Origin of the sequence: Streptomyces sp. NPDC058246 (assembly GCF_042881985.1) — a bacterium.
GTDB lineage: Bacteria > Actinomycetota > Actinomycetes > Streptomycetales > Streptomycetaceae > Streptomyces.
The window spans coordinates 103,746-128,000 of record NZ_JBHVWZ010000001.1 but is presented as its reverse complement, the minus strand read 5'-3'; the positions used below and the strand labels follow the sequence as shown (position 1 = coordinate 128,000).

Below are 24,255 nucleotides of genomic sequence, written 5' to 3'. Positions count from 1 at the left end.
GCAGGACGGGAGTCCGGCCCGGGATCAGGTGGACCCCGGCGGCTTGATCCACCCCAGCGACCGCTCGACGGCTCGCTGCCAGTCGTCGTACTCCGACTCCCGCCGCTCAGGGTCCATGTCCGGCAGCCACTGGGCGGCCCGGTGCCAGTTGCGGCGCAGAACTTCCAGGTCCGGCCAGTAACCGGCGGCGAGGCCGGCGGCGTAGGCGGCGCCGAGCGAGACCGTCTCGGAGACCATGGGCCGTACCACGGGCACGTCGAGCACATCGGCCACGAACTGCATGAGCAGGTTGTCCGCTGTCATGCCGCCGTCCACCTTGAGCTGCTTCAGGGGGACCGAGAAGTCGGCGTTCATGGCGTCGACGACCTCTCGCGTCTGCCAGCCGGTGGCCTCCAGGACGGCTCGGGCCAGGTGCCCCTTGGTGATGTACGAGGTGAGGCCGACGATGACGCCGCGTGCGTCGCTGCGCCAGCGGGGAGCGAACAGACCCGAGAACGCGGGGACGATGTAGCAGCCACCGTTGTCCTCGACCGTCCGCGCGAGCGTCTCGATCTCCGGTGCGCTGCTGATCAGTCCCAGCCGGTCACGGAACCACTGGACGAGCGATCCGGTGACGGCTATCGAACCTTCCAGGGCGTAGACCGGGGGCTGGTTCCCGATCTTGTAGGCGACGGTCGTGAGCAGTCCGTGCCGGGACCGTACGAGATCGGTGCCGGTGTTGAGCAGCAGGAAGCCGCCCGTTCCGTACGTGCACTTCGCCTCGCCCGGGGAGAAACAGGTCTGGCCGAACAGGGCGGCCTGCTGGTCACCGAGGGCGGCCGTGATACGGACGCCCGGAAGGACCGAGCGGGCCTCGCCGTAGCCCTCCGCCGATGACCGGATCTCGGGCAGCATGGCGCGGGGCACCCCGAAGAACGCCAGAAGCTCCTCGTCCCAGGTGAGCGTCCGGATATTCATCAGCATGGTGCGGCTGGCGTTGGTCGCGTCGGTGATGTGCAGGCCGCCGTCCGTGCCGCCGGTCAGGTTCCAGATCAGCCAGCTCTCGATGGTGCCGAACAGCACCTCGCCGGCCTCGGCGCGCCGGCTCAGGCCGTTCACATGGTCGAACAGCCAGCGGATCCGTGGCGCCGAGAAGTAGGTCGAGGGGGGCAGGCTGCAACGCTCGAGGAAGAGCTCGTCTCCGGGTTGCTCTCTCAGGCCGTCGACGAGCGGTGCCGTGCGCGTGTCCTGCCAGACGATCGCCCTGCCCACCGGAGCACCCGTCCGCCGGTCCCAGAGCACCGTCGTCTCCCGCTGGTTGGCAATGCCGATGGCGGCGATCTCTCCCGCGCCGACACCGGCGTCGGACAGCGCCTCGGGCACGATGCGCTGAAGATTGCGCCAGATCTCGACGGCGTCGTGCTCGACCCAGCCGGACCTGGGAAAGTGCTGCTGATGCTCCCGCTGGGCGACCGACACCAGCCGCCCGTGGTGGTCGAAGAGGATGCATCGGGTGGAGTTGGTGCCCTGATCAATGGACATCACATACCGTTCAACCATGATCGGGTCTGCCTTCCGAGGTGTCGAGCAGGCGGGGATTCACCAGCGAGCCGCTCCCAGGTCTCTGGAGATCGCCCGGGCGGCCTCACGGAGCAGGGTGATCAGGTTCGGCCGGGGACGGCCCTGGTTGTCGCAGATCCTCTCGACCGGGCCGGACAGGCTGATGGCGCCCACCACGAGGCCGCCGTGCCCGCGGATCGGCGAGGCGACGCCGGCTTCGCCCATGCTCATTTCCTGGACCTCGGCGGCCCATCCGAGCTCCCGGACCTCGGCGAGCGCCCGGGTGAGCTGCTCCGGGGCGACCAGGGTGTGCCGGGTGTACGCCTCCAGTCCGGCTTCCAAAGCCGAGTCGACAGGCGCGGTCCCGAAGGCCAGCAGAACCTTGCCGAGCGAGGAGGCGTGGAGCGGCAGCAGCGAACCCACGTCCAGGGTCTGGAGGGTGTCGTCGGGCCGGAACACGTGGTGGATGACGAGCACCCTGCCCTCCAAAGGAGTGCCCAGGCGGACCGCTTCGCCGCTCCGGGCGGCCAGGGCGTCGGCCCAGTTGATGGAGCGCGACCGCAGCTCGTTGACGTCGAGGTAGCTGGTACCGAGGTGGAGCAGAGCGGCCCCGAGCTGGTATTTTCCAGTGGCTGCGTCCTGCTCCACGAAGTCCACGTGCTGGAGAGTCCGCAGGATGCCGTGGGCGGTGCCCTTCGCCAGCCCGAGCGAGGCCGCCACCTCGCCGAGCCCGAGTCGACGGGGCCCACCGGCGAGCAGACGCAAGATCGCCGCCGCCCGTTCGATCGACTGGACTGGGCCCGCCATAAAGCGAGCGTAGTACCGCCGGAGATGTACCGCTTTACGTGCACGGCGCCGGTGCGCCACCAGGCGAGCGTCGGCGTTCGGTAATGCCGACCCCCATTCATTGACCTGCGCGGCTTCGCTTCCTAACGTGCACTGAGGCCCGGCAAAGCGCGCCGAGGCCCGGCATCCGGCCGACATCGGTCACCGGAGGAGAGCACATGGCCGTACAGCTCAATACGTTGCCTCGGGAGGCAGTCGAACACGTATGTCCGCTGCCGCACGCTCCCGGGGCCGTCTCGGCCGCACGCCGACGGGCGAGGGACGTCCTCGCCGGCTGGAACGTGTGCCCGGCGATCGTCGAGGACTCACTCCTGGTGGTCTCGGAGCTGCTCACCAATGCGATCGTCCACGCTCTGCCCCCGGCGGAGCTGCGGCTGTCATGGGTCCGGGGCCACCGGCTCAGCACGCTGCATGTCGAAGTCTCCGACGGCGGACCGGCGCTCCCGGCCGGGCAGTCGCTCATGGGCGTCGACCCGGACGAGCACGGCCGGGGCGAGGGGATCGTCCATGCACTGGCGACCCGGCACGGCATACGGGTCCACCCCGGCGGAATCACCCGCTGGGCCGACCTCATCACGGCATGAGCACGCAAGCGGTCGGCGGTGCGACGGCCGCGGACGCCGGGTGCCGAAGCCCGGCCGCCGGCCGAGGAACGCGGCCGTCAACCGCACCGGGGCCGCCGTGAGCCGAGCACCCGTGCGCCGCCGTGAGCCGAGCACCCGTACGCCGGCGTGAAGATCCCGCCGGCCCGGCCCGATCGCCGGGCGCGCCTCAGCTCACCGCCTGCTTGACGAGCGCACCGATGCGCGCCTCCACCTCGTCCGTCACCTCGGTCAGGGCGAAACCGGCCGCCCACATCGTGCCCTCGTCCAGCTTCGCCTGGTCGCTGAATCCGAGCGTCGCGTAGCGCGCCTTGAACTTCGCCGCGCTCTGGAAGAAACAGACGACTTTGCCGTCCAGCGCGTAGGCGGGCATTCCGTACCAGAGCTTCGGCGCGAGGACCGGGGCACTGGCCGTGATAACGGCGTGGACGCGCTCCGCCATGATCCGGTCCGAGTCCTGCATCTCGGCGATCTTCGCGAGCACGTCCCGCTCCGCCTCCGCCGCCTTGTCCGTGCGCGCGGTGCGGCGGGCTGCCGTCTTCAGCTCTTGGGCGTGGTCCTTCATCGCGGCCCGCTCTTCGGCCGAGAAACCCTCGTGCGTGCGTTCCGTGCTGCTCATGGCAGATCTTCCCCTTGCGGATCTGATGTGCGGGATCTTGAGTGGGGACTTGTCCCGGCTCACCCACACCGGGCTCACCGGCGACCAGAACATACAGCAGCCGTTGGACCCGGACTGTCGTTTTTGGTCATCTTCGGGTCCAGCCGTGTATGGCCGCGAGGTGGGGAGCTTTCACCGCGTGGACCGCGCCGCAGCGGGTCACGGACCTGCCACATCCGGCAAGGTCCGCGGGCGCCCGCCGCGGGCGATGGGCCGGGCGGACGGTCGAGTCCACCGCCGCTCACAGGCCGGATCGGCCGGCGGCAACGGCGTGATCCGGTCCCCCCGTCCCCTCACTGATCACCGACCGGACCGACGTATCCGATCGACTGCTCAGCCCGTCACGCGGACGTGCCCCAGCTCCTGCGGAGCAGCTGTGCCGAGAGATGGTGCTGCAACGGCCGGCCGACCGCCTCGAGGTCGTGGTCGAACGTGAGCGTGCCGTCGTCGGTGAGCGTGTAGCGGCGGCGGGTGGCGTCGACCTTCTTGGCGGTGGGCGCGAGGGCCACCTCGTGGGTGGAGAGGTCGACCGTGTTGTCGCGCGCACGGCCGACCATGATCTCCGCGATGCCGGTGGGCTGGGTGATCAGTGCCTCCACCCGGCCGTCGGGCTGAAGCCGCCACCAGCCGCTCTCCCGGGCCGACGGACGCAGTGGTGCGCCATCGGCGTCGAGCAGCCAGGCCCGGGCCTCGTACCGCAGGAAGGGGCGGCCGTCGTGGCTGAAGGTGACCTCCTGCGCGTACGCGAAGTCACCGGTGAGCGTCGGGTACCCGCCCTGGCCCCGGCCGTGCCAGCGGCCCAGCAGGCCGAGCACCGGTTCGAGCAGGGCGTGCGGTGCGGGGGCGTCGTCCGGCCGATGGCCGTCCGGGTACGGGTGCTCCGGTGCGGGGTCGAACACGGTGCGCGCTCCTGGGGTCGGTGCCGGTGCCGGGTGGAAGCCTAGGCTGTCCGCCCCGCCGCACCCGGCCGGCACCCGTCCCAGGTCTCGGTCACATGCCGCGCGACGAGCCGGCGAACGAGTCTGCGGACTCGTCGTCGCGAGCCACGCACAGGGCCCAGATGATGAACCCCGAGAAAGCGATCATGACGATCGACCAGACCGGGGAGTACGGCAGGGAGAGGAAGTTGGCGATGATGATGAGACCGCCGATGACCACCCCGGCGACGCGCGCCCACATGGCCGACTGGAAGAGCCCGAAACTGACGATCACGGCCACGGCGCCCAGAATGAGGTGGACCCAGCCCCAGCCGGTGAGGTCGAACGCGAAGACGTAGTTGCGTGTCGTGACGAAGACGTCGTCCTCGGCGATCGCCATGACGCCCCGACAGATGTCGAGTACGCCGGCGATCATGAGCATGACGGCTGCGAAGGCCGTCAGTCCTTCGGCCCAGTGCCGTTTGGCCGTGTGCGCGTGTGTGGTGTGTGTAGCGGTCATCTTGCTGCCTCGCTTCCGTCTCGTGCGGTTCCCTCAGCCACCGGATGTGGAGGTGCCCGCGCCCGCGGGTTCCGACGGGCCGGCGTTGCTCAGGACCAGTGCCTTCGCCCTGCGGAACTCCTCGTCCGTGATGTCGCCGCGGGCACGGATCTCGGACAGCCTGGCGAGTTCGTCGACGCTGCTGGGCCGGCCGTCTCCGCCCTTGGCGGTGTCCCGGATGTAGCTGTCGAAGGCCGCCTGCTGCTCACGTGCCTGCGCCACCTCCCGGCGGCCCATGTTCTTGCCACGGGCGATCACGTAGACGAGGACGCCCAGGAAGGGCAGGACGATGACGAACACCAGCCAGCCGGCCTTGGCCCAGCCTCCCAGGGTGTCGTCACGGAAGATGTCGGCGATGATCCGGAAGAGCAGGATGAACCACATGATCCACAGGAAGAACCACAGCATGGACCAGAAGACGCTCAACAACGGATAGTCGTACGCGAGGTACATCTGCCCGCTCATGTCTCTCCTCCGTCCCGGGCGTTCGCCCGACTGCCGTTGTCTGCCGTTCCAGCCTGCCCACGTCAAGGACGGGACGGCCTCACCCGGTGCGGGTGAGGAGCCGGACCACGGACCGTCCTGGGCGCTCGCGAACGGTCCGTCTCTCGTCCGGCGGCGGGTGTCATGCTGCCCCGCCGGGGCCTTCGGGACCGTACGGCCCCGCGGTGCCGGCCCTGCGGAGGGCGGCTCGCCATGCGAAGGCGATCGCCACCTCGACCAGCCCGAGGAGCACGAGCCACAGACCGAGCAGCCGGGTCAGCGCCCGGGCCGACTCGAAGGGAAGGGCCAGCACCACGATCCCCGCGAGGATGCCGATCACCGCGGCACCGATGACGAAGCCGCGGTGCGGCAGGTCCTTGGCGGCGATGCCCGCGTAGAGGGTGAGCATGCCGGACACCAGCCACACGATCCCGACGATCAGCGAGAGCGTGGAGATCGTCTGCAGCGGGTTCCGCAGGCACAGCACTCCGGCCAGGACATACAGCACCGCGAGGAGCAGTCCGGGCAGCCGTTCACCGTGCTCGTCGCGGGCGAAGGCCGCGACGAACCGGAACGCCCCGGCCACGAGCAGGTACAGGCCGATGAGGACCGCCAGGATGTGCAGGGTCTCGTCCGGCCAGACCAGCACCAGGATGCCCGGCACGAGCGTGGCGAGAGCAGAACCAAGGATCCACGTCCATGAGCGCCCGAGTTCCGCCATCATGTCCGCGGCGTCGCCCCCCGGCTCGGGGGCCGCCCCGTCGGGCATGTGTTCCGGTCCGGTACGCGGTGCCGGACCACGCGACACGGTCATGGCTCCTCCTTGCGCGATCGAGCGGGTCGCTCCCGGACCGCCGACGGGGCGGTGTGCGGGGTCTCATGGCCAGCGTCCCGCCCTCCGTCGGCCACCGGGTCACCCCCGGCGGGTGATCCGTGCGCACCGCCGGAGCGATGAGGTGGGTGTCTGAGGACGACAGGCGCAGCACAGGCGGCTCTTCGGCTCCGCTCGCGTGCCGCGCGCACCGCGGCCCCCGCGGCGCAAACGTGGGCGCGCCCGCCTGCCTGCGGTCGTCCTGGCCTCGGGCGGGAGGCGCGGGCCACTGAGCGCCGCCCCGTCCCGGGCTGAGGCCGCCGAGGCCCTGGACCGCTGCGCCGGGCCGCTCGACACGAGGACAGCGGTCCAGGAGGTTGAGCCATGGCCGTACCGAACGCATTCACGGCGTCCCTGTCACCGGCCGAGAGAGCGGCGTACGGCAGGAACGCGCGCAAGCACGTTACGCGTTCGCGCCACGAGTGGTTCGACGCGCCAAGAGAACGCCCGGACCCCGTCGAGGTGATAGAGCGTCAATCAGCCACCCGGCTGCCCGAGTTGGTGCCGATCCGCTACGGCCGCATGCTCGAGTCCCCGTTCCGCTTCTACCGAGGTGCGGCGGCGATCATGGCGACGGACCTCGGGGCCGCCCCGAACACCGGCCTGACGGTGCAGCTCTGCGGAGACGCCCACCTGCTCAACTTCCGGCTGCTGGCCTCGCCCGAGCGTCATCTGGTCTTCGACATCAACGACTTCGACGAGACCCTGGCCGGCCCGTTCGAATGGGACGTCAAGCGGCTGGCGGCCAGCTTCGCGATCGCGGGCCGGGCCAACGGCTTCTCGGTCGAGGAACAGAACGGCACGGTGCGGGCCTGCCTGAAGGCGTACCGGCAGCGGATGTGGGATTTCGCCGGCATGCGCACCCTGGACATCTGGTACGCCCAGGATGACGCCGACCGGATGCGAGAACTGCTGGCTTCGTCGATGGACAGGGCGGCCAGACACCGTACCGCCGCGGCGACGGCGCGAGCCCGTACCCGCACCCAGCTCCAGGCCTTCGCGAAGATCACCCGGGTCACGGCCGAGGGACGGCGGATCGCACCGGACCCGCCGCTGGTCACTCCGCTCGGGGACCTGTTGACGGACCCCTCCGGGGACGGGGAGGAGACGGAGCTCCAGACCATCCTGGACGGCTACGCGCGGGCCCTGTCGTCCGAGCGCCGGCATCTGCTGCGCCGCTACCACCTGGTCGACATGGCCAGGAAGGTGGTGGGCGTCGGCAGTGTCGGAACGCGCTGCTGGATCCTGCTCCTGCTCGGCAGGGACGACGCCGACCCCCTGCTGCTGCAGGCCAAAGAGGCACAGGAGTCGGTCCTGGCCGCCCACACGGGCGGCGACCGCTACGACAACCAGGGCCGCCGTGTGGTGGCGGGCCAGCGGCTGATCCAGACGACCAGTGACATCTTCCTGGGCTGGACCCACGTCGTGGGCCTCGACGGGCGCGGCCGGGACTTCTACGTCCGCCAGCTGCGGGACTGGAAGGGCATCGCGCGGCCGGACACCATGGACCCCCGCCTGCTCCGCCTGTTCGCACAGCTGTGCGGGGCCTGTCTGGCGCGGGCCCACGCCCGCTCCGGCGACCCCGTCGCCATCGCCGCCTACCTGGGCGGGAGCAGCCGCTTCGACCACGCGCTCACCGGGTTCGCCCAGGCCTATGCCGACCAGAACGAACGGGACTTCGAGGCGTTGGGCGCCGCCGTCCGCTCCGGCAGGATCCACGCCGGGAGCCTGTGACCGCTCGTCGTACAGATCGGCGCAGGGCCGTCGTGAGACAGATCGTCGTACGGCCCTCCGTTACAGGTCGTCGTACGGCCGTCGTGACAGATCGCCGTACGGCCGTCCGTGGCAGATCGTCGTACGGCCGTCGTACGGACGCCTCACTCCGGCAGCTGGCGCATCTCCAGGACCCGTAGCCCCAGCGACTGGCAGCGGGCCAGTAGCCCGTACAGGTGCGCCTCGTCGATGACGGGCCCGAACAGAAGTGTCTGACCGGACATCGCCACGTGGTCCAGTTCCGGGAAGGCTCTGGTCATCGTCTCCGACAGGCGTCCTTCGACGCGGATCTCGTAGCGCATCAGCTGCTCTCCCCCGGGTGGCCTGGGACAGGCGGGCTGCGCCTTCCCTGCGATCGTCCGCCCCCGGCACACCGCCCGGCCTCACCCCTCAGAGGTGATACGTCGCCCGGCACACTCTTCACCTGCGCCAATGCGTCTGCGCCAATGCGTCTGCGTCAATGCGTCTGCGTCAATGCGTCTGCGTCAGTGCGTCTGCGTCAGTGCGTCAGTGCGTCAGTGCGTCAGTGCGTCAGTGCGTCAGTGCGTCAGGAAGATCTTGAACGCGATGATCAGCAGGCCGAGCAGCAGATTCACCGAGGCGGTGGCGGAGACCAGGCGCCACGAGGCACCGGCACGACGGGCCGCGGCCGCCGACCAGCCCACCTGGCCCGCCACGGCAACCGAGAGCGCCAGCCAGTAGCCGCCCGCCGCATCGAGGCCCAGGAGGGGGCTGACGGCCACGGCGGCGGCCGGCGGGACGGCGGCCTTGACGATCGGCCACTCCTCGCGGCAGACATCCAGCGTGATCCTGCGGTTCAGGCCGTGCTGTGCCATGCGTGCCCCGAACAGCTGGGCGTGCACATGGCCGATCCAGAACACCACTCCGGTCAGCAACAGCAGCAGCACCAGCTCCAGGCGTGGGAACGAGCCCGCGGCGCCGGCGCCGACGACCACGGAGGCGGCGAGCATGGACCCGTAGACGGCACCCGTGTAGTCGGCGTGCGCTCGACGCTCGACGGCGCGCGCCCGGGCCATGACCTGATCGGGCTTGGACATCGCGACCCTCCTCGAAGTCAGCTGGCCGAGCCGATCGCGTCGCTCGGCGCGCCGGTGTCCGGTTGCTTCGGACCGCCCGGCGCCCGGGACGGCAGATGCGTCGTGACCAGGAAGCTGACGAGGGTGATTCCCCCCGTGGCGAGGATCGCCGCCTTCAGGCCGTCGAGCTGCGCCGACGCGTACGAGTCCGCGAGGGCGTCGACCTCGGACGGCGGCAGCCCGGCCTGTTCGGCCGCCGAGCGCACCTGCGCGGTGGGGACGAAGGTGATCCCGGCTTCGAGGGCGACACCGGTCCGCTGACGGGTTTGCTCCGACAACCTCGGGTGGTCCGCCACCTGTGTGGTGAAGGCGTGGGCCAGGGCGCCGATGAGTATCGATCCGATGAGCGCGGTGCCCAGCGCGGAGCCCAGGTTCTGGGCGGTGAACTGCAGCCCGCCGACCTCGCTGCGTTCCTGCTCGCCCACGCTGGACTGGACGACGTTGCCCAGCTGCGAGGCGAGCAGACCCATGCCCACGCCGAGCAGGGCCATGGCTCCGGCGAACTGTGCGTCGTCGATGACCGGATCGATGGTGGCCAGCAGCCACACGATGGCGCCGGCCAGGGTCAGCAGGGCCAGTCGGACCACCCAGCGCGGTCCGGCCACCCGCCCCAGCCGGGCGGCGAGCATGGAGGCCGCGAGCATGGTGACGGACACCGGGAGCAGCCGCAGACCCGTCTGGAAGGCGTCGAAACCCTGAACCACCTGCAAGTACAGCGGGATGGTGAAGAAGAGTCCGAGCAGGATGAGGTTCTGGCTCAGCAGCGACATCAGGCCGGAGCGCAGCACCGGCTTGCGCAGCAGGGGCAGATGCACCAGGGGCTCGGCGCCGCGGGCGTCCCGCCGCGCCTCCACGTGCGCGAAGACGGCCAGCACGGCCACCCCGGCGGCGATGACGAACAGCGTCGGCGCGAAGCCCAGGACGGTGAAGGGCGGGTTGCGGGGCTGCACCCACCCCCAGGAGCTGCTCTGCAGCACACCGAGCACGCCCAGCGCCAGCCCGGTGGCCGAGAGTGCGGCGCCGACCCCGTCCAGCCGGGGGCGCGGACCGGCCCGGGGGGATTCCGTGATCACCCGGTGGAAGCACAGGACGGCCAGGACGACCACGACCTCACCGGCGAACACCAGCCGCCAGGTGAGGTACGTGGTCACCCAGCCGCCCAGCAGCGGACCGACGGCGATTCCGGCCCCGGCGAGTCCGCCGATGATTCCGTAGGCGACGGCCCGGTCCCGGCCGCGGTAGGACTCGGCCACGAGGGCCGCCATGGCCGGCAGCACCATCGCGGCACCGAGTCCTTCGATGACCGACCAGCCCAGCGTGAGGACCCACAGGCTGGGAGCCGCGGCGGTCAGGGCTGACCCCGTGCCGTAGACGACGAGGCCGAGGAGGAAGAGGCGGCGGCGTCCGAAGATGTCCCCCAGCCTGCCACCAATGATCATGAACGCCGCCATGACCAGCGCGTACAGCGTGATGACGGCCTGGATGGCGGTGACCTCGGTGTCGAAGTCCTCCACCAGTTGGGTGATGGACACGTTCATGACGGACGTGTCCAGGACCATCAGGAACTGGGCGGTGCCCAGGACGATCAGCGCCCGCCAGTGCGTCACGGTGCCCACCTCGCCCAGTCGGCCCGGGACGTCGGCGGAGTCGGCCGGGCAGCGGCCGGCCCATGTCCTGCCGCCTCCCCCATCGCATCCGAAGAACTCACCGTGCGCCTCACCCGCCAAGGGCGAGCCGGACGTGCCCGCAGGCTGCCTCTGCGCGACCCCGGGGGCGTCGCGGCCGCACGGTCACAGCAGCCCCAGTTCGCGTGCGCGGCGCACCGCGTCGTGGCGCCGGCTCACCGCCAGCTTCCGGTAGACGCTCTTGAGGTGGGTCTTGACCGTGTTCACCGACACGAACAGATCGGCTGCGATCTGTTCCGTCGACATCATCTGGGCCAGCCGTTCCACGACATCGCGCTCGCGTCCACTCAGCTCCTCCACCACCGGCACCGGCGGCTGCTCCTCGTCGTGCCGAGGCGGCCCGCCGTGTGGTGGCGGCCCGAGGGGCAGCCAGCCCTCGGCCAGCCGTCGCAGAGGCACCGTGTCCAGCAGAGGCCGGATCCACGGACCGGCTTCGAGGAAGGGGCGCCGCAGCCGCTCGCGCCGCGCCTCGTGGAGAGCCTGGGCGACGAGCCTGCGCGAGGTCGCGAAGTCGCCCGCTGCGTCCGCGGCCTGCGCCCTCAGCAGCGAGGCCCGGACGGTGACCGCGGGCCCGGTGCGGCACCCGGGGCGCAATCCGTCGAGCAGGTCGATCGCCGCGGCGGACTTGCCCGCGGCGAGCTGCGCCCGCGCGGCCCCCACCACACACGCCGGCTGGCCCTCGGACACCGCTCCCAGGAGCTCGGCTGCCGTCTCGGGCCGGCCTTCGGCCAGGTGAGCGGCGGAGGCCACGAGCGCCATGTGGCCCTCCGCCCAGGGGGAGACCACGTCGGCGGCGACGGTCGCTCGCGCGGTTTCGAGCGCGGCGCGTGTGTCGCCGCGGGCCAGGTGCAGGCGTGCGGTGGCGATGGCCCGCCCCGCCTCCCTCACCGGGTCCCGCATCACGCGGCGCGCGTCGGCAGCCGCGTCGAGGAGCTCTCGGGCCTGGCCCAGTTCGTTGCGGTCGACGGCCACTGCGGCCAGGACCAGCAGCTCGATTCCGGAGCCGGAGGCCTGGGGCAGGCTGAACCGCTCCGTCTTGGTCAGCGCCGCCCGGGCCTTGCGCTCCGCCCTGCCGAGCCAGCCGTTCAGGTAGTCGATCAGGGCCAGGTGGGCCAGGGACTCCTCACGCGGGAGCGCCGTCGAAGCTCCCCCGGAGCAGCCGGCCACCGTGGTCAGGGCGCCCCGGGCGTCCTCCAAGCGCCCGGCCCACAACCACGTGGCGCCCAGATGGGTCAGCAGGAGGGCGGTGAGCTCCGGATGGGCGTCCAGAAGGTGGGCGGGCACCTCCTCCTGGAGTCTCTCGGCCGCCTCCGCGGCCCTTTCCGCCCTTCCCGGCGAGCCGGTCAACCGGGCCGCCAGGGCTTCCAGCAGGGCACAGCTCAGCCGGGCCGCCGCCGGGCCGGGTGAGTCGTCTCCCGTCGACAGCGGCTCGCCCGCCAGGCTGCGCTCGGCCTGCCGTAGGTGCGACAGGCCGCGGTCGAGGTCGCACCGGGACAACTCACGGGCCGCGCGGACGAGGTCCGCGGCGGCACCCGTGGTCCCGGGCCCCATCCGTGAGAACAGCTCGGCGAGGTCGTCGGAGCGCAGACCGGTGAACAGCTGGCCGATGGCGAGGTCGTCGACGAGGGCGGCGGCGGTGAACTCCCAGTCGTACGCGGCAGCGCCGTGACCGAGGCTCTCCGCGAGGGATCCGGAGCGCCGCAGCCATGCCGCCGCCCGCCGGTGGAGATCGGGCTCCAGACCGGGACACCGCACTCGCAGATGGGCATGGAGGATCTCCCCGAACAGCGGGTGGAGGCGGTACCAGGTGTGCCCGAGGTCCTCGACGAACGCGTTCTCGCGGTGCAGCGCCGCCAGGGCGGACTCGGCGTCGGTGCGCTCCGTCAGCGCGTTCGCCAGGTCGGGGCAGAAGCGATCGAGGACGCTGACTCGCAGCAGGAGGTCCTGCGTCTCTGGGCTCTGCCGCTTGAGCACCTCCGCCAGCAGGAAGTCGGCGACGGCGGTGCGGTCGGCCTCGAACTCCTTCAGATACGTCTCCGGATCCGGGCTGTCCTGCGCGGCCAGCGCGCACAGCCGCAGACCGGCGGCCCATCCCCGGGTGCGCTCCACGAGCCCGCGCGCCGCGTGCACCGGAAGGCGCAGCCCGTGCAGCTCCAGCAGCACGGCGGCTTCCTCGGGAGTGAAGGCCAGCTCGGCGTTCCTGATCTCCGTCATCTCACCGGCCGCCCGGTAACGGTGCAGCGGCAGCAGCGGTTCGGTGCGGGTGACCAGGATCAGGCGCATACCCCGTCCCGCGTGGTGCAGGACGAACTCCAGCTGCTCCGCGATCTCCGGGTCGGTCACCCGGTCGAATTCGTCCAGCACCACGATCACGGGCCGGTCCCGAGCGCACAGGTCGGCGGCAAGGCGCGCCAGCAGCGCGCGGTCCACGCGGCTCGCGTCCGCGGGGAAGCCGACCTCGGCCGACAGCGGCACCCCGGAGGCGCGCAGGGCTTGGAGCAGGTAGGCCCAGAACATTCCGCACGCCTGGTCCGCCGCTTCGGTGGTGAGCCAGGCGACAGAACGGTCCCGCCCCGCGGCCCAGTCGGCGACCAACAGGGTCTTGCCCGCACCCGCAGCGCCGCTGACCATGGTCAACGGCGTCAGGAGCGCCTGGTCGAGGTGCTTGACCAACCGCTCCCGGCGCAGGTACGTCGCGGGCCGTGTGGGTAGGGCGAACCGCGTGCGCAAGAACGGGTCACCCTGGGGATCGGCGCGCGGCACGGTCGATCCCGGACCCCTCTCGTCCAGCCCGGTCATGGCGCTCACCACCACGGTTGGTCAGATCATGGGCAGCGCTCCTTCCCTCAGCGTCTCAGTGTTCCCGCGCATGTGCGCGCCGTATCGGGCCCGGTGATCGTCCGGAGGGCCGGCCGGCGCCCGCGGCGCGACGCCCATGGGCCCGGCACCGCCCGAGCTCAGCCGAGGGCGTTCATCTGGTGATCCAGCGAGAGTGCCGCCGTGATCAGCGCCAGGTGTGTGAAGGCCTGCGGGAAGTTCCCGAGCTGCTCCCCCGTCGGCCCGATCTCCTCGGCGAACAGGCCCGCGTAATTGGCGTAGGTGAGCATTTTGTCGAAGGCGTATCTGGCCGGTCCGAGCTGTCCGGCCTGCGCGAGCGCGTCGACGTACAGGAAACTGCAGAGGGAGAACGTGCCCTCGCTACCGCGCAGTCCGTCCGGGGACGCTTCGGGGTCGTAGCGGTGGACGAGGCTGTCGGAGACGAGTTCCCGCTCCATCGCCTCGAGGGTGGACAGCCACCGCGGATCCTTCGGCGAGATGAACCCGACGGTGGGCATGAGCAGCAGGGAGGCATCGAGGGTGGTGTCCTGGTAATGCTGGACGAACGCCTGGCGCCGCGTGCTCCAGCCGCGTTCCATGACCTGGCGCAGGATGTCGTCCCGGGCCGCGCTCCATGCCCCGATGTCGGCGGGCCGGGCGGTGTCGCGGGCCAAGCGGATGCCCCGGTCGAAGGCGGCCCAGCACATGACGCGGCTGTAGGTGAAGTCCTTCTGTCCGCCCCGGGTCTCCCAGATCCCCTCGTCAGGTCGGTCCCAGGCCCGGACCAGCCAGTCGAGCACCCGGGCCAGGGCCTGCCAGCCGTCGTACGGCGGCACCTCGCCGGCGTCCTCGATCGCCTGCGACAGGGCGAGCGCCACCTCTCCGTAGATGTCGAGCTGGAGCTGGTCCGCGGCGCCGTTGCCCACCCGTACCGGCGCCGATCCGCAGTAGCCCTCGAAGTGGTCGAGGACTTCCTCCGGCAGGTCCGGTTCGCCGTCGACGCGGTACATGATCTGCAAGGGCTCGCCGTTCACGGTGCCGGCCGCCCTGAGCCGGTCACCGAGCCATCCGCGGAATGCGTAGGCCTCCTCCTTGTAGCCGAGTCCCAGCAGGGCGTGGACCGACAGCGAGCCGTCCCGCACCCAGGTGTAGCGGTAGTCCCAGTTGCGTCCGCCGCCGATCTGCTCGGGCAGCCCCATGGTGGCCGCCGCGACGGGCGCTCCGGTCGGTGCGTACGTGAGCAGTTTCAGGGTGATGGCCGACCTGTTCACCATGTCCTGCCAGCGGCCGCGGTACCGGCTGCGGCGTACCCACGCGTGCCAGAAGTCCCGGGTCCCCTCGAACAGCGCCCTGACGTCCGCCTCCGTCAGCGGGGGTGAGGGCGTGTCGTCCCGGTCGCCCACCGTCAGCACCATGGCCGCCAACTCGTCCTCGCCCAAGGTCAGTTCGCTGACGACATCGTCCCCTTGCCGGCTCCACGTCACAGGGCCGAGGGTCTGCAGCACGGCCTGCGCGCCGGGAGCGTCGAAACGGATCGCGTCGTCGGCCACGTCGACCCGGTGCGCGGCACGGCCGTAGTCGAAGCGAGGCCGGCACTCCAGGGAGAAGCGGACCTGGCCTCGGGTCACCCGCAGGATCCTGACCAGCCGGTGCCGGGCCGCCGGGCGCTCGGGGTGATCCACCGGCATGAAGTCGATCACCTCGCCGACTCCCTCCTCGGCCAGAAAGCGGGTCACCAGGACCGCGGTGTCCTGCAAGTACAGCTGTACCGGCGGGCGTCGGGTGTCGACCGAGACGGTGAAGTGACCACCGCGGTCGTGGTCGAGGAGCGAGGCGAACACACTGGGTGAGTCGAACCGGGGCGCGCACATCCAGTCGACCGTGCCGTCGGACGAGACCAGCGCGGCGGTCTGCAGATCGCCCACCATCCCGTGGTCAGCGATCGGAGGATAGCGTCGCATGATCGGTGCTCCTTTCCGGAGCCGCGGCGTCCCGGCGCACCACCCCGGCGCACCACCCGAGGTGCCCCTTTCCCGAGTCGGAGCATCCCCGCGCATCCGGGGTGCGCCTTCCCGAGCCAGAGCCGCCCCGCGCACCACCCGAGGTGTCCCTTCTCGAACCAGAGCCGGCCCGCGCACCACCCGAGGTGCTCCCTTCCACAGCCGGAGCATCCCGCCGTACCCGAGGTGCTGCCTGCCCGAACCGGAGCGTCCCGCCGCACCCGAGGTGCTGCCTCCCGAGCCGGAGCATCCCCAGGCGTGCGCGTCCGGGGCGCCGTGTCGCGCCCCGCCTCTGCCACCCTCCGCGTGCCGGGCGGCGCCGGGCCTCCCCCACCACGGGTGAGTTCTCCGGCGCCCGGCGGCGGGGGTCCCGTGGATCTCGCCGGTGCGGAGCCCGGCCGTCAGCGGGTGCGGTCGCGGCTACCGCGGAGGACGCTGGAAATACGCCCGGACAAGGGGCAACCGTGCGCCGGAGCAAGCGCAGGACGGAGCTCGGAGGTGGTTTCCCGTGGCGCACAGCGATCCCGGCCGGCGCGTGGACGAGACGGCGGCCTCGATGCTGGAGGCGCTCTTCACGCAGTCACCGATCGGGCTCCACCTGCTGGACACCGGCCTGCGGGTGGTACGGGTGAACACAGCCGCTCCCGGCATGCGTGGCGTGAACCCGGACGACCTGCGGGGGCGCCGGCTCCGCGACGCGTACGACATCGTCGAAGGCGCAGAGATGGAGGCGCTCCTGCAGGAGGTGCTGGACACCGGGGTCCCCCTGCTCGAGCGCATCGTCCGGGCGCGTGTCAACGGGGACCCGCCGCAGGAGCGGCACTTCGAGGTCAACGCGCTGCGCCTGGAGAGCCCGCGCCGGTCGGTGCTCGGACTGGCGGTCACCGCGATCGACGTCACCGAGCGGGTGCGGGCCCGCACCCGCACCGCCGTGCTCGACGCCGTGCGCCGGCACGTGGGCCGCACCCTGGATCCGTTGATGACCGGCGAGGAACTCGTCCCGACCGTGGTCCCCGCGTTCGCGGATATCGCGATCGTGGAGGTGGTGGAGGCCGTGATCCGCGGCGACGACCCGCCGTCGGCCCCGCTGCCCACGGGTACACCCCTGATGCGTACCGCGTTCCGCAGCCACCGTACGCGGCCGCCGCAGGCCCATCCGGTGGGCGACGTCCACCGGATGCCGGCTCCGACCCCTTTCACCCAGGCCATGGCCGACCTGCGTCCGCGGGTGGTCGCGCTCCATCCGACCGCCGCCTGGCTGCCCGTCGATCCCCCGCGCGCGGAGGCGATCCACCTGTCGGGAGCCCATTCCCTCCTCGTGGTTCCCCTGGCACTGCGCGACGCGGCCCTCGGCGTCGTCAGTCTGTACCGCACCGGGGACTCACCCCCCTTCGACGAAGGGGACCGGGAGCTCGCGGTCGAGCTGGCCACGCACACGGCGCTGTGTATCGACAACGCGCGACGCTACACACGGGAGCACACGGTCGCCGCCACGGTCCAGCGCCAACTGCTGCCCCGCCTCCCGGAGAGCCACGCGTCCCTGGACACGGCCTACCTCTCCGTCACCGGCGCCGACCCCGGGGCCTGGTACGACACGATCGCCCTGTCCGGCGCCCGCACCGCCCTCGTCGTCGGCAAGGTGTCGGGACGCGGTCTGAACGCGGCCGCGACCATGGGGCAGTTGCGCACCGCCGTACGCTCCCTGTCGGCGTTCGACCTCACCCCCGACGAGCTCCTCGCCCGCCTGCATTACACGGCGCGCCAGCTCGCCGCCGAACGCGCCCATCTTCCGCTCGGCGATCCGCTGCGCCGCGAAGCCCTCACCGCCGACTGCGTGTACGCGGTGCACGATCCGCTGACCGGTACGTGCGCGATGGCGGCGGCCGGCCACCTGGCCCCCCTCGTCGTGCAACCCGACCGTAGGGTCTGCGTCCCCCATACACCGGCCGGACCGCGGCTGGGCGCGGCGGAGGGCGCGCCCTTCGCGGCCGTCGATGTCGAGGTGCCGGACGGCAGCGTTCTGGTGTTCGCCAGTGATCCGCTCCTCACCTCGTATCTCGCCGAATCCTCCGGGCCGTTGCCGTCGGCACCGGACTACCGCGACCGCCCCCTCCAGGACCTCTGCGACGCCCTTGTCTACGCGCTTCCGCAAGATCTGGGCGCCGGCGACGCCGCGGTGATCGTCGCGCGCACCCGCGACTTTCCCCCCGACCGGTTCGCCGCGTGGCCGCTCGCCCCCGACCCCGCGGCGGTGGCAGTCGCCCGGCGCCGTGCCCGCAGGCAGCTCGCCGCCTGGGACGTGGACGACGAGACCGCATTCAACACCGAGCTCATCGTCAGCGAACTCGTCACGAACGCGGTCAGATACGGAAGTCCACCGCTCGAGCTCCGTCTGATCCATGACCGCACCCTGACCTGCGAGATGCGGGACGCCGGCTCGGCCGCACCTCACCTGCGCCACGCCGGCACGGCCGACGAAGGCGGACGCGGCCTGTTCATCACCGCGCAGGTGGCCCAGGCCTGGGGCACCCGCTACACCCCTCCGGGTAAGACGATCTGGACCGAGCAGTCACTGCCCGAAGCCACCGGCCCGAGCCGCTCGAACTGACCACCCATGGTCAGTCCCGCGTCGCGCCCGTCCGGGCGGTGGGCCGTGTGGGCCCGCGGCCCCGGACGGGCGCTGGTGGTGCGTGCGGTCAGCAGGTCGCCGACGCCGGCAGCCCGCCGTACTGGTCACCCTTGAGGTAGACCGCGCTGACGTAGCCCTCGGCCAGACGGACCCAGACATCGTTGGTGTAGCCGTTGTCCTTGATGGGCTCACCATGCTTCCAGCAGGACGCCCCACGTACCTCTCCTGCGGCCACATGACCGGTGATGTCGTACGTGGTGGCCGGCCCGGAACGGACGTTCACGTTCTCGTAGGGGGTCACCGCGTAGGGCAGACCGGCGGCCGCCGCCTGCGCGCCCGCCGCCCCACTCAGCAACAGCCCCGCCGCCAACGCCCCCGTACCCGCCGCCGCGAGCACCCTGGTCTTCAACTCCATGCCGATGGTTCCTTCCCCGTTGTCGATGGTGTTCGGTCGTTCAGTCGGTCGTGACGACGGTTCGTCGTGACGACGGTCGGTCGTACGGTCCCGAGGTCAGCAGGGTTGAGGGATGCCGTTGCCTATGGTGTCGGGCAGGGGGTTGGTCTCGCTGTAGATGTCGGTGTCCTTCATGTAGCCCCACTGGCCGTTGTCGGCCTCGGTCCACTCCCACCGGTTGGGGTGCGGGCCGCCGACGTAGGCGCCGTAGTCCGTGCGGCATTCGAACCAGCTCGGGTTCGAGTACATCTTGCCGACCGGGTGGCTGGTGTCGGGGGTGGCATAGACGGTGGCCCCGACGACGTTGTTGCAGTACATGTGCTGTCCGTCCCTGCTCCACCAACAGGGGTTGGCCGCCTCGGCCGTACCGGTGAAGACGGTGCCCAGCGCGGCCAGTGACAGGCCGGCCGTGACGAGAGCCGAGATCTTGCGAGCGGATGCCCTCATGGTGTTCCCCCTGTGATGGTGCGGTGTCCTTCGGTCGGGCGGCGCCGTCTCCCACGCCGCGCGAAGGGTGACGCTGTGTCAGGCGACAGCTATTGAGCGCGACTTGGCGCGGACGGCAGCGAAGATGCCGTCACCTGTGGGAGCCCTTAGGCAGCCAAGTCCCGTTTGTCCGTTTCCCGTGCCCGTTGCCCGTTGCCCGCTGGTCGCTGGCCGTTGGCCGTTGAGCTGGCACCCCCGGTACGCGCGTCGAGCGCTCCTTCGCGGTGGTCGTGCCCGGAAGAGGTGCGCTGCGCCGCCGCGTACCTCGACCGTCGGCGCTCGGTGGTCGCTGACCAGCCTGCCCCAAGTGCCCCGCTTCCGCACGGCGGTTCGGCCTCAGCCGAATGACCTGCCCGTCGCACGCGAAAGGCTTGACATCGGGCCCTCTACGGAGCTCTTCGGGGTCGGGCCGCAGTCACTCAGCGGACGCGGTCCGCCTCGGTAGGCCGGGGCGGATACGTGCGGGGAGGCCGTCGGCCACGGGTGCCCCCGTCGAGGACCGCCCGCCCGAGTGGGGTCGGCAGGTGCCACACCGTGTTGGCGGTCCGGTGGCTGACGATGAGACCGGACTGCCGTAACACGGTGGCGTGTTCGCTCGCCGAGGCGGCCGAGATGTGCAGGCGCCGGACGATGTCCGCGCCCGTGACGCCCTCGGCCGCGACGATCTCCTCCAGAACGGCGGCGCGCGTGGCCCCGAGCAGACGCGCCAGGGAGTCGCCGTCGGACGTATGGGCCGGCTCCACCAGGCGGTGCGCGCCCCGGTTCGCCGGATAGACCAACACCGGGTCCAGCCCTGTGTCGTACAGCGCGATGGGGCGGCCCCAGCAGAAGTACGAGGGGATGAGCAGCAGCCCCCGGCCGCCCAGGTGGAGATCCTTCCGGACGGGATAGGCCACCGAGAGGACCGGCGCCTCCCAGCGGATCTGCGGATGCAGACCGCTCAGCATGCGCTCCACACCTCCGTCGAGCAGGTCGGCCGCGCGGGCTGCCCGCTCGGCCGCCACCACGGCGTGGATACGGTCCCAGGCAGGTGCCAGGACACGTTGGTGATAGCGGAGCATCGCGGTGCCCACCCGCCGTACGGCTCCGGCGTCGCCTTCGGCCAGTGGCCGCATCCAGGTGGCCGCGCCGCGCTGTCCGGCCAGGAGTGTGAGGTCCGTGCGCAGCCTCTCCCGAGCCGTGCTCCGCACGGCGTCCACGGCTGCCTCGACATCGTTGTCGGCCGGGGTGAGGAAGTCCGGGGAGTAGCCCCTCGGTGGAGCGAGAGACAGCAGCAGACGTGCGGACGGATCCAATGTGCCGAGCGTGCGGGCCCGCCACGGCCCGAAGATGCCGTGGTCGGCCGGCCCGCGCAGCGCATGCAGGCTCAGCAGCATCTCCCACGCCGGCACCGGCCCGGCGGCGATACGGATTCGCCCGACGTCCTCGCTGGTGAAGTGGATCCGCAGCACCTTCGCTCCCCCGACGCAGAAGCTGTTTCAGCGTATGACGCCCGAGGACGGTCGCCGGTTCATCGCGAAAGACATGTCGGAGGCATGGCCGACGGTCATCGCCATGGCCGACCCGCCCTTCCGTGCCGCGCACGGCACGTACGGGCCGTGAAGGTGCGCGGCGACAGCTGCACGGGAACAGCAGCACAAGAGCGGGGGGCAGGGCGCAGGCGGTCCGGCAGGGAATACCCCGTAGACGTTAAATATTCAATAACATGTCCCTGGCGGCGGACCGGACGGGAGGCTCGCATGGCACTTTCGACCTCGGGCACGATGTCTGAGCTGGGACTTCTCGACACGGGCGGCATCCTGCGACAGTCATGGGTGAGCCCTGAACGGACCAGCTCAGGGCTGGGCTGGGAGCAGGCGTATGTCTCTACCCAGCGAGAACGGCCGTATCAGGCGACCTTCGACGCTGCCCCCACCCATCTGCTGATCCTGCACCTGGGCGGCCCGGTGACCGTCCGGCGCCGCATCGGCCGGTCGATGCGGACCCAGCGGATCCCGGCCGGGGGGATCTTCCTCCACCCCGCGGGCCGCGCACTGGACGTGGAACTCCAAGGGGGACTCGACACCGTCCACCTCTACCTCGCCGACTCGGTCCTGCAGGGAGCGCACGGGCAGGGCGGGACGGTGGAGCTCGCCGAGGAACTGGGCAGCTCCGACCCGCTCATCGAGCAACTCGTCCTGGCACTGGACGGCGTCGTACGGCGCCCGGAGCCCTCCGCCCGGACCTACGTCGATCACCTTGTCGGGACGCTCGCCGCTCAGCTCGCCCGCGCACACTCGGCCGGCCGGCCCGTGGCCCCCGACAGGGCGTCGTCGGGGCTGACCAGCCGGCAGCTCGTGTCCGCACGCGAGCTGATGGAGACGCGGATGTCCGAGCCGCTGCCCGTCGCCGAACTGGCCTCGGCCACAGGTCTGAGCGCGAGCCAGTTCAGCAGACAGTTCAGGGCCAGCACCGGGAAGTCACCCCACCAGTTCCTGCTCCAACTGCGGCTGGACCACGCACGTCGGCTGCTGCGCACCACGACGACACCCATCGCCGACGTGGCCGTCCGCTGCGGCTTCTCCCATCAGGAACACCTCACACGCGTGATGCGCGCCAAGCTGGGCACGACCCCCGCCGCCTTCCGCCGGGCGGGCTGACCCTCGGTTCCTCGGCCCGCCCGGCCGCGTTCACCCGCGCCTTCCCGCCGTATCCACCCTTGCGCGCCCCGCCGCAGCCCCGTGCGCCCCGAACCTGTTCGCAAGCCGTCGACCACGGCGCGCCGATCCGGCAGAAACACGCGTGGAACGTGCAGGAAACGCGACCCCCACGGCCCCGACACTCGGTGGCAGACGTCCGAGGACCCACGGCACACGCGAAGGCGGCAAGCGATGCGGAACTTCGTCTACACCTCCCACCCCTCGCGGGTCGTCTTCGGCACCGGCACGGTGAGCCAGGTGGTCGACGAAGTCGAGCGGCTCGGCCGTTCCCGCGTCCTTCTCCTGTCCAGCCCGCCGGTGGCCAAGGCCGCCGCCCGAGTGCGCGATGCCCTCGGGGACCTCACCGTGGCGGAGTTCGACGGTGCCGCGATGCACACCCCGGTGGAGGTCACCGAGCGAGCGCTCCGCGTACTGCGGGAGCACTCCGCCGACTGTCTGGTGGCCGTCGGCGGCGGTTCCACGACAGGGCTGGCCAAAGCACTGGCGCTGCGCACCGGTCTGCCGCAGCTGATCCTTCCCACCACCTACGCAGGATCCGAGGTCACCAACGTGCTGGGTGAGACGCGGGGCGGACGCAAGACCACACAGTCCTCGGCCGCGATCCTGCCCGAGACCGTGGTCTACGACGTCGAGTTCACCCGGGACCTGCCGCTGGACATGTCGGTCACCAGCGCGGTCAACGCCCTGGCCCACGCCGTGGAGGCCCTGTACTCGCCGCAGGCGAACCCGGTGATCGACGCCCTCGCACTCGACGCCGTCGCCAGGATCGCCCGCGCCCTGCCCGCGCTCGTCGCCGAGCCGTCCGACACCGAGGCACGCGCCGACCTCCTGCATGCCGCCTGGCTGGCCGGCACCTGCCTCGCCTCCGTCGGGATGGGACTGCACCACAAGCTGTGCCACACACTGGGCGGTGCGTACGGCCTGCCGCACGCCGAGACCCATACGGTGATCCTGCCGCACGCCATGGCGTACAACGCCGCTGCCGCCCCGGACGTCATGAGCCGCATCGCCGAAGCGCTCGGCGTGGTGGACGCCCCGAGCGGGGTGTTCGACCTGATCGCATCCTTCGGCGGGCCCACTTCGCTGGCCGGACTGGGCATGGCGGAGGCGGATCTGGCGGAGGCCGCGCGGCTGGCCACGGCAACGCCGTACCCCAACCCCCGGGAGCTGACGTCCGAGGGGATCGAGAGCCTGCTGCGCGATGCCTGGCGAGGCCGCCGTCCGGCAGTGCCCGCGGTGCGGGCCCCCTCGGCACCCGGTGCGGGCACGGGCACGGACCTGGAGCGCCTGACCGATCAGGTGGTGGCGAGCTTCGCCGACTCACCCGATCCTCGGGTCGGACAACTCCTCGGTGACCTCGCACGGCACCTGCATCACTTCGTGACGAGCAACGACGTCACCGATTCCGAGTGGCAGTACGCCGTCGACTTCCTGACCCGTACCGGGCAGATCTGCACGAACACCCGCCAGGAGTTCGTGTTGCTGTCCGACACGCTCGGCGTCTCCAGCGTCGTCGACCTGCTCACCCATTCACGCACGCCCGAGACCACACCGTCGGCGGTCCTCGGACCGTTCTACACGGAAGGTCCCCCCGAAACCGCGCACGGCGACGACATCTCACGGGGCGTCCCCGGCACTCCGCTGTGGGCCGACATCCACATCACCGACACCGATGGCCTGCCCCTGCCGGACGCCATCGTGGATGTCTGGCAGGCCGACAAGGACGGGTTCTACGACGTCCAGTTGCCCGAGTGCGAAGGCCCGGTGCTGCGCGGCCGCCTGCGCACGGACGAGCGGGGACGGCTGCGCTTCTGGACGATCCTGCCGGCCGAGTATCCGATCCCGGACGACGGACCGGTGGGACAGATGCTCCAGGCCGTGGGCCGCCATACCTACCGCGCCCCCCACCTCCACTTCATGATCTCCGCACCGGGCCACCAGCGCCTGGTCACCCAGTTGTTCGTGAAGGGCGGGCACTACCTGGACTCCGACACCGTGTTCGGAGTCAAGGAGGGCCTGGTCGTCGACTTCCCGCCCCGCGTCGGACCGCCCCCGGGCGGCCGCGCGATCGAAGGGGAGTGGCGCAGCCTGCAGTTCACCTTCCGCGTCGCCCGCCTCGCCGCCGAACCGACCCGCTGAT

Annotated in this window: 20 protein-coding genes; 5 read left to right on the top strand and 15 right to left on the bottom strand. The window is 71.2% G+C overall.

Going from position 1 to position 24,255, the window contains the following annotated elements:
- Nucleotides 1-24: 24 nt before the first annotated feature.
- Complete coding sequence (gene glpK, locus ACFVXA_RS00495) at nt 25-1,521, bottom strand: glycerol kinase GlpK (protein WP_390023240.1); 1,497 nt, start codon at nt 1,519-1,521, stop codon at nt 25-27.
- A gap of 57 nt (nt 1,522-1,578) precedes the next feature.
- A complete protein-coding gene (locus tag ACFVXA_RS00490; RefSeq protein ID WP_362015844.1) occupies nt 1,579-2,346 on the bottom strand; it encodes an IclR family transcriptional regulator in 768 nt (255 codons plus the stop codon).
- Nucleotides 2,347-2,543: 197 nt separating this feature from the next.
- On the opposite strand from ACFVXA_RS00490, the gene ACFVXA_RS00485 reads away from it, so the two are divergent.
- A complete protein-coding gene (locus tag ACFVXA_RS00485; RefSeq protein ID WP_390023238.1) occupies nt 2,544-2,969 on the top strand; it encodes an ATP-binding protein in 426 nt (141 codons plus the stop codon).
- Between the two features lie 187 nt (nt 2,970-3,156).
- Here ACFVXA_RS00485 and ACFVXA_RS00480 read toward each other — a convergent pair whose 3' ends face one another.
- The 5 genes from ACFVXA_RS00480 to ACFVXA_RS00460 form a co-directional block, all read right to left on the bottom strand.
- The gene (locus tag ACFVXA_RS00480; protein WP_362015838.1) at nt 3,157-3,606 is read right to left on the bottom strand and encodes a DUF1801 domain-containing protein; all 450 of its coding nucleotides are present in this window, start codon (nt 3,604-3,606) and stop codon (nt 3,157-3,159) included.
- A 380-nt stretch (nt 3,607-3,986) separates the two neighbouring features.
- Complete coding sequence (locus ACFVXA_RS00475; protein WP_383735390.1) at nt 3,987-4,544, bottom strand: FABP family protein; 558 nt, start codon at nt 4,542-4,544, stop codon at nt 3,987-3,989.
- Between the two features lie 91 nt (nt 4,545-4,635).
- Nucleotides 4,636-5,082, bottom strand: coding sequence for a hypothetical protein (locus ACFVXA_RS00470; protein ID WP_383735392.1), 447 nt, complete (start codon nt 5,080-5,082; stop codon nt 4,636-4,638).
- 33 nt (nt 5,083-5,115) lie between these two features.
- Complete coding sequence (locus tag ACFVXA_RS00465; RefSeq protein ID WP_383735393.1) at nt 5,116-5,586, bottom strand: SHOCT domain-containing protein; 471 nt, start codon at nt 5,584-5,586, stop codon at nt 5,116-5,118.
- 160 nt (nt 5,587-5,746) lie between these two features.
- A complete protein-coding gene (locus tag ACFVXA_RS00460) occupies nt 5,747-6,418 on the bottom strand; it encodes an HdeD family acid-resistance protein (RefSeq protein ID WP_390023235.1) in 672 nt (223 codons plus the stop codon).
- A 381-nt stretch (nt 6,419-6,799) separates the two neighbouring features.
- Here ACFVXA_RS00460 and ACFVXA_RS00455 point away from each other — a divergent pair, with 381 nt between their 5' ends.
- Nucleotides 6,800-8,209 carry a DUF2252 domain-containing protein gene (locus ACFVXA_RS00455; RefSeq protein ID WP_390023233.1) on the top strand — a complete coding sequence of 470 codons (1,410 nt, stop codon included), beginning with the start codon at nt 6,800-6,802 and terminating at the stop codon, nt 8,207-8,209.
- A 143-nt stretch (nt 8,210-8,352) separates the two neighbouring features.
- Here ACFVXA_RS00455 and ACFVXA_RS00450 read toward each other — a convergent pair whose 3' ends face one another.
- The 5 genes from ACFVXA_RS00450 to ACFVXA_RS00430 form a co-directional block, all read right to left on the bottom strand.
- Nucleotides 8,353-8,550, bottom strand: coding sequence for a hypothetical protein (locus ACFVXA_RS00450; RefSeq protein ID WP_362015820.1), 198 nt, complete (start codon nt 8,548-8,550; stop codon nt 8,353-8,355).
- Nucleotides 8,551-8,787: 237 nt separating this feature from the next.
- A complete protein-coding gene (locus tag ACFVXA_RS00445; RefSeq protein WP_362015818.1) occupies nt 8,788-9,306 on the bottom strand; it encodes a hypothetical protein in 519 nt (172 codons plus the stop codon).
- A 17-nt stretch (nt 9,307-9,323) separates the two neighbouring features.
- A complete protein-coding gene (locus ACFVXA_RS00440; RefSeq protein ID WP_390023230.1) occupies nt 9,324-10,952 on the bottom strand; it encodes an MFS transporter in 1,629 nt (542 codons plus the stop codon).
- A 183-nt stretch (nt 10,953-11,135) separates the two neighbouring features.
- On the bottom strand, nt 11,136-13,829 hold the full coding sequence (locus ACFVXA_RS00435; protein ID WP_390023227.1) for a LuxR C-terminal-related transcriptional regulator: 2,694 nt from the start codon (nt 13,827-13,829) through the stop codon (nt 11,136-11,138).
- 158 nt (nt 13,830-13,987) lie between these two features.
- Nucleotides 13,988-15,808 carry a glycoside hydrolase family 15 protein gene (locus ACFVXA_RS00430; RefSeq protein WP_389464347.1) on the bottom strand — a complete coding sequence of 607 codons (1,821 nt, stop codon included), beginning with the start codon at nt 15,806-15,808 and terminating at the stop codon, nt 13,988-13,990.
- Between the two features lie 547 nt (nt 15,809-16,355).
- Here ACFVXA_RS00430 and ACFVXA_RS00425 point away from each other — a divergent pair.
- Entirely contained in the window at nt 16,356-18,455 is a 2,100-nt protein-coding gene (locus ACFVXA_RS00425; protein WP_383735404.1) for a SpoIIE family protein phosphatase, read from the top strand.
- A gap of 88 nt (nt 18,456-18,543) precedes the next feature.
- Here ACFVXA_RS00425 and ACFVXA_RS00420 read toward each other — a convergent pair whose 3' ends face one another.
- The 3 genes from ACFVXA_RS00420 to ACFVXA_RS00410 form a co-directional block, all read right to left on the bottom strand.
- Complete coding sequence (locus ACFVXA_RS00420; protein ID WP_362015804.1) at nt 18,544-18,891, bottom strand: SH3 domain-containing protein; 348 nt, start codon at nt 18,889-18,891, stop codon at nt 18,544-18,546.
- 96 nt (nt 18,892-18,987) lie between these two features.
- The gene (locus ACFVXA_RS00415) at nt 18,988-19,377 is read right to left on the bottom strand and encodes a hypothetical protein (protein WP_383905821.1); all 390 of its coding nucleotides are present in this window, start codon (nt 19,375-19,377) and stop codon (nt 18,988-18,990) included.
- Nucleotides 19,378-19,835: 458 nt separating this feature from the next.
- Nucleotides 19,836-20,867, bottom strand: coding sequence for a winged helix-turn-helix domain-containing protein (locus ACFVXA_RS00410; RefSeq protein ID WP_383735408.1), 1,032 nt, complete (start codon nt 20,865-20,867; stop codon nt 19,836-19,838).
- Between the two features lie 288 nt (nt 20,868-21,155).
- On the opposite strand from ACFVXA_RS00410, the gene ACFVXA_RS00405 reads away from it, so the two are divergent.
- Nucleotides 21,156-22,055, top strand: a complete 900-nt coding sequence (locus ACFVXA_RS00405) for an AraC family transcriptional regulator (RefSeq protein WP_362015795.1) — start codon at nt 21,156-21,158, stop codon at nt 22,053-22,055.
- Between the two features lie 231 nt (nt 22,056-22,286).
- Complete coding sequence (locus tag ACFVXA_RS00400; protein WP_390023223.1) at nt 22,287-24,254, top strand: maleylacetate reductase and hydroxyquinol 1,2-dioxygenase domain-containing protein; 1,968 nt, start codon at nt 22,287-22,289, stop codon at nt 24,252-24,254.
- Nucleotide 24,255 lies beyond the last annotated feature (1 nt).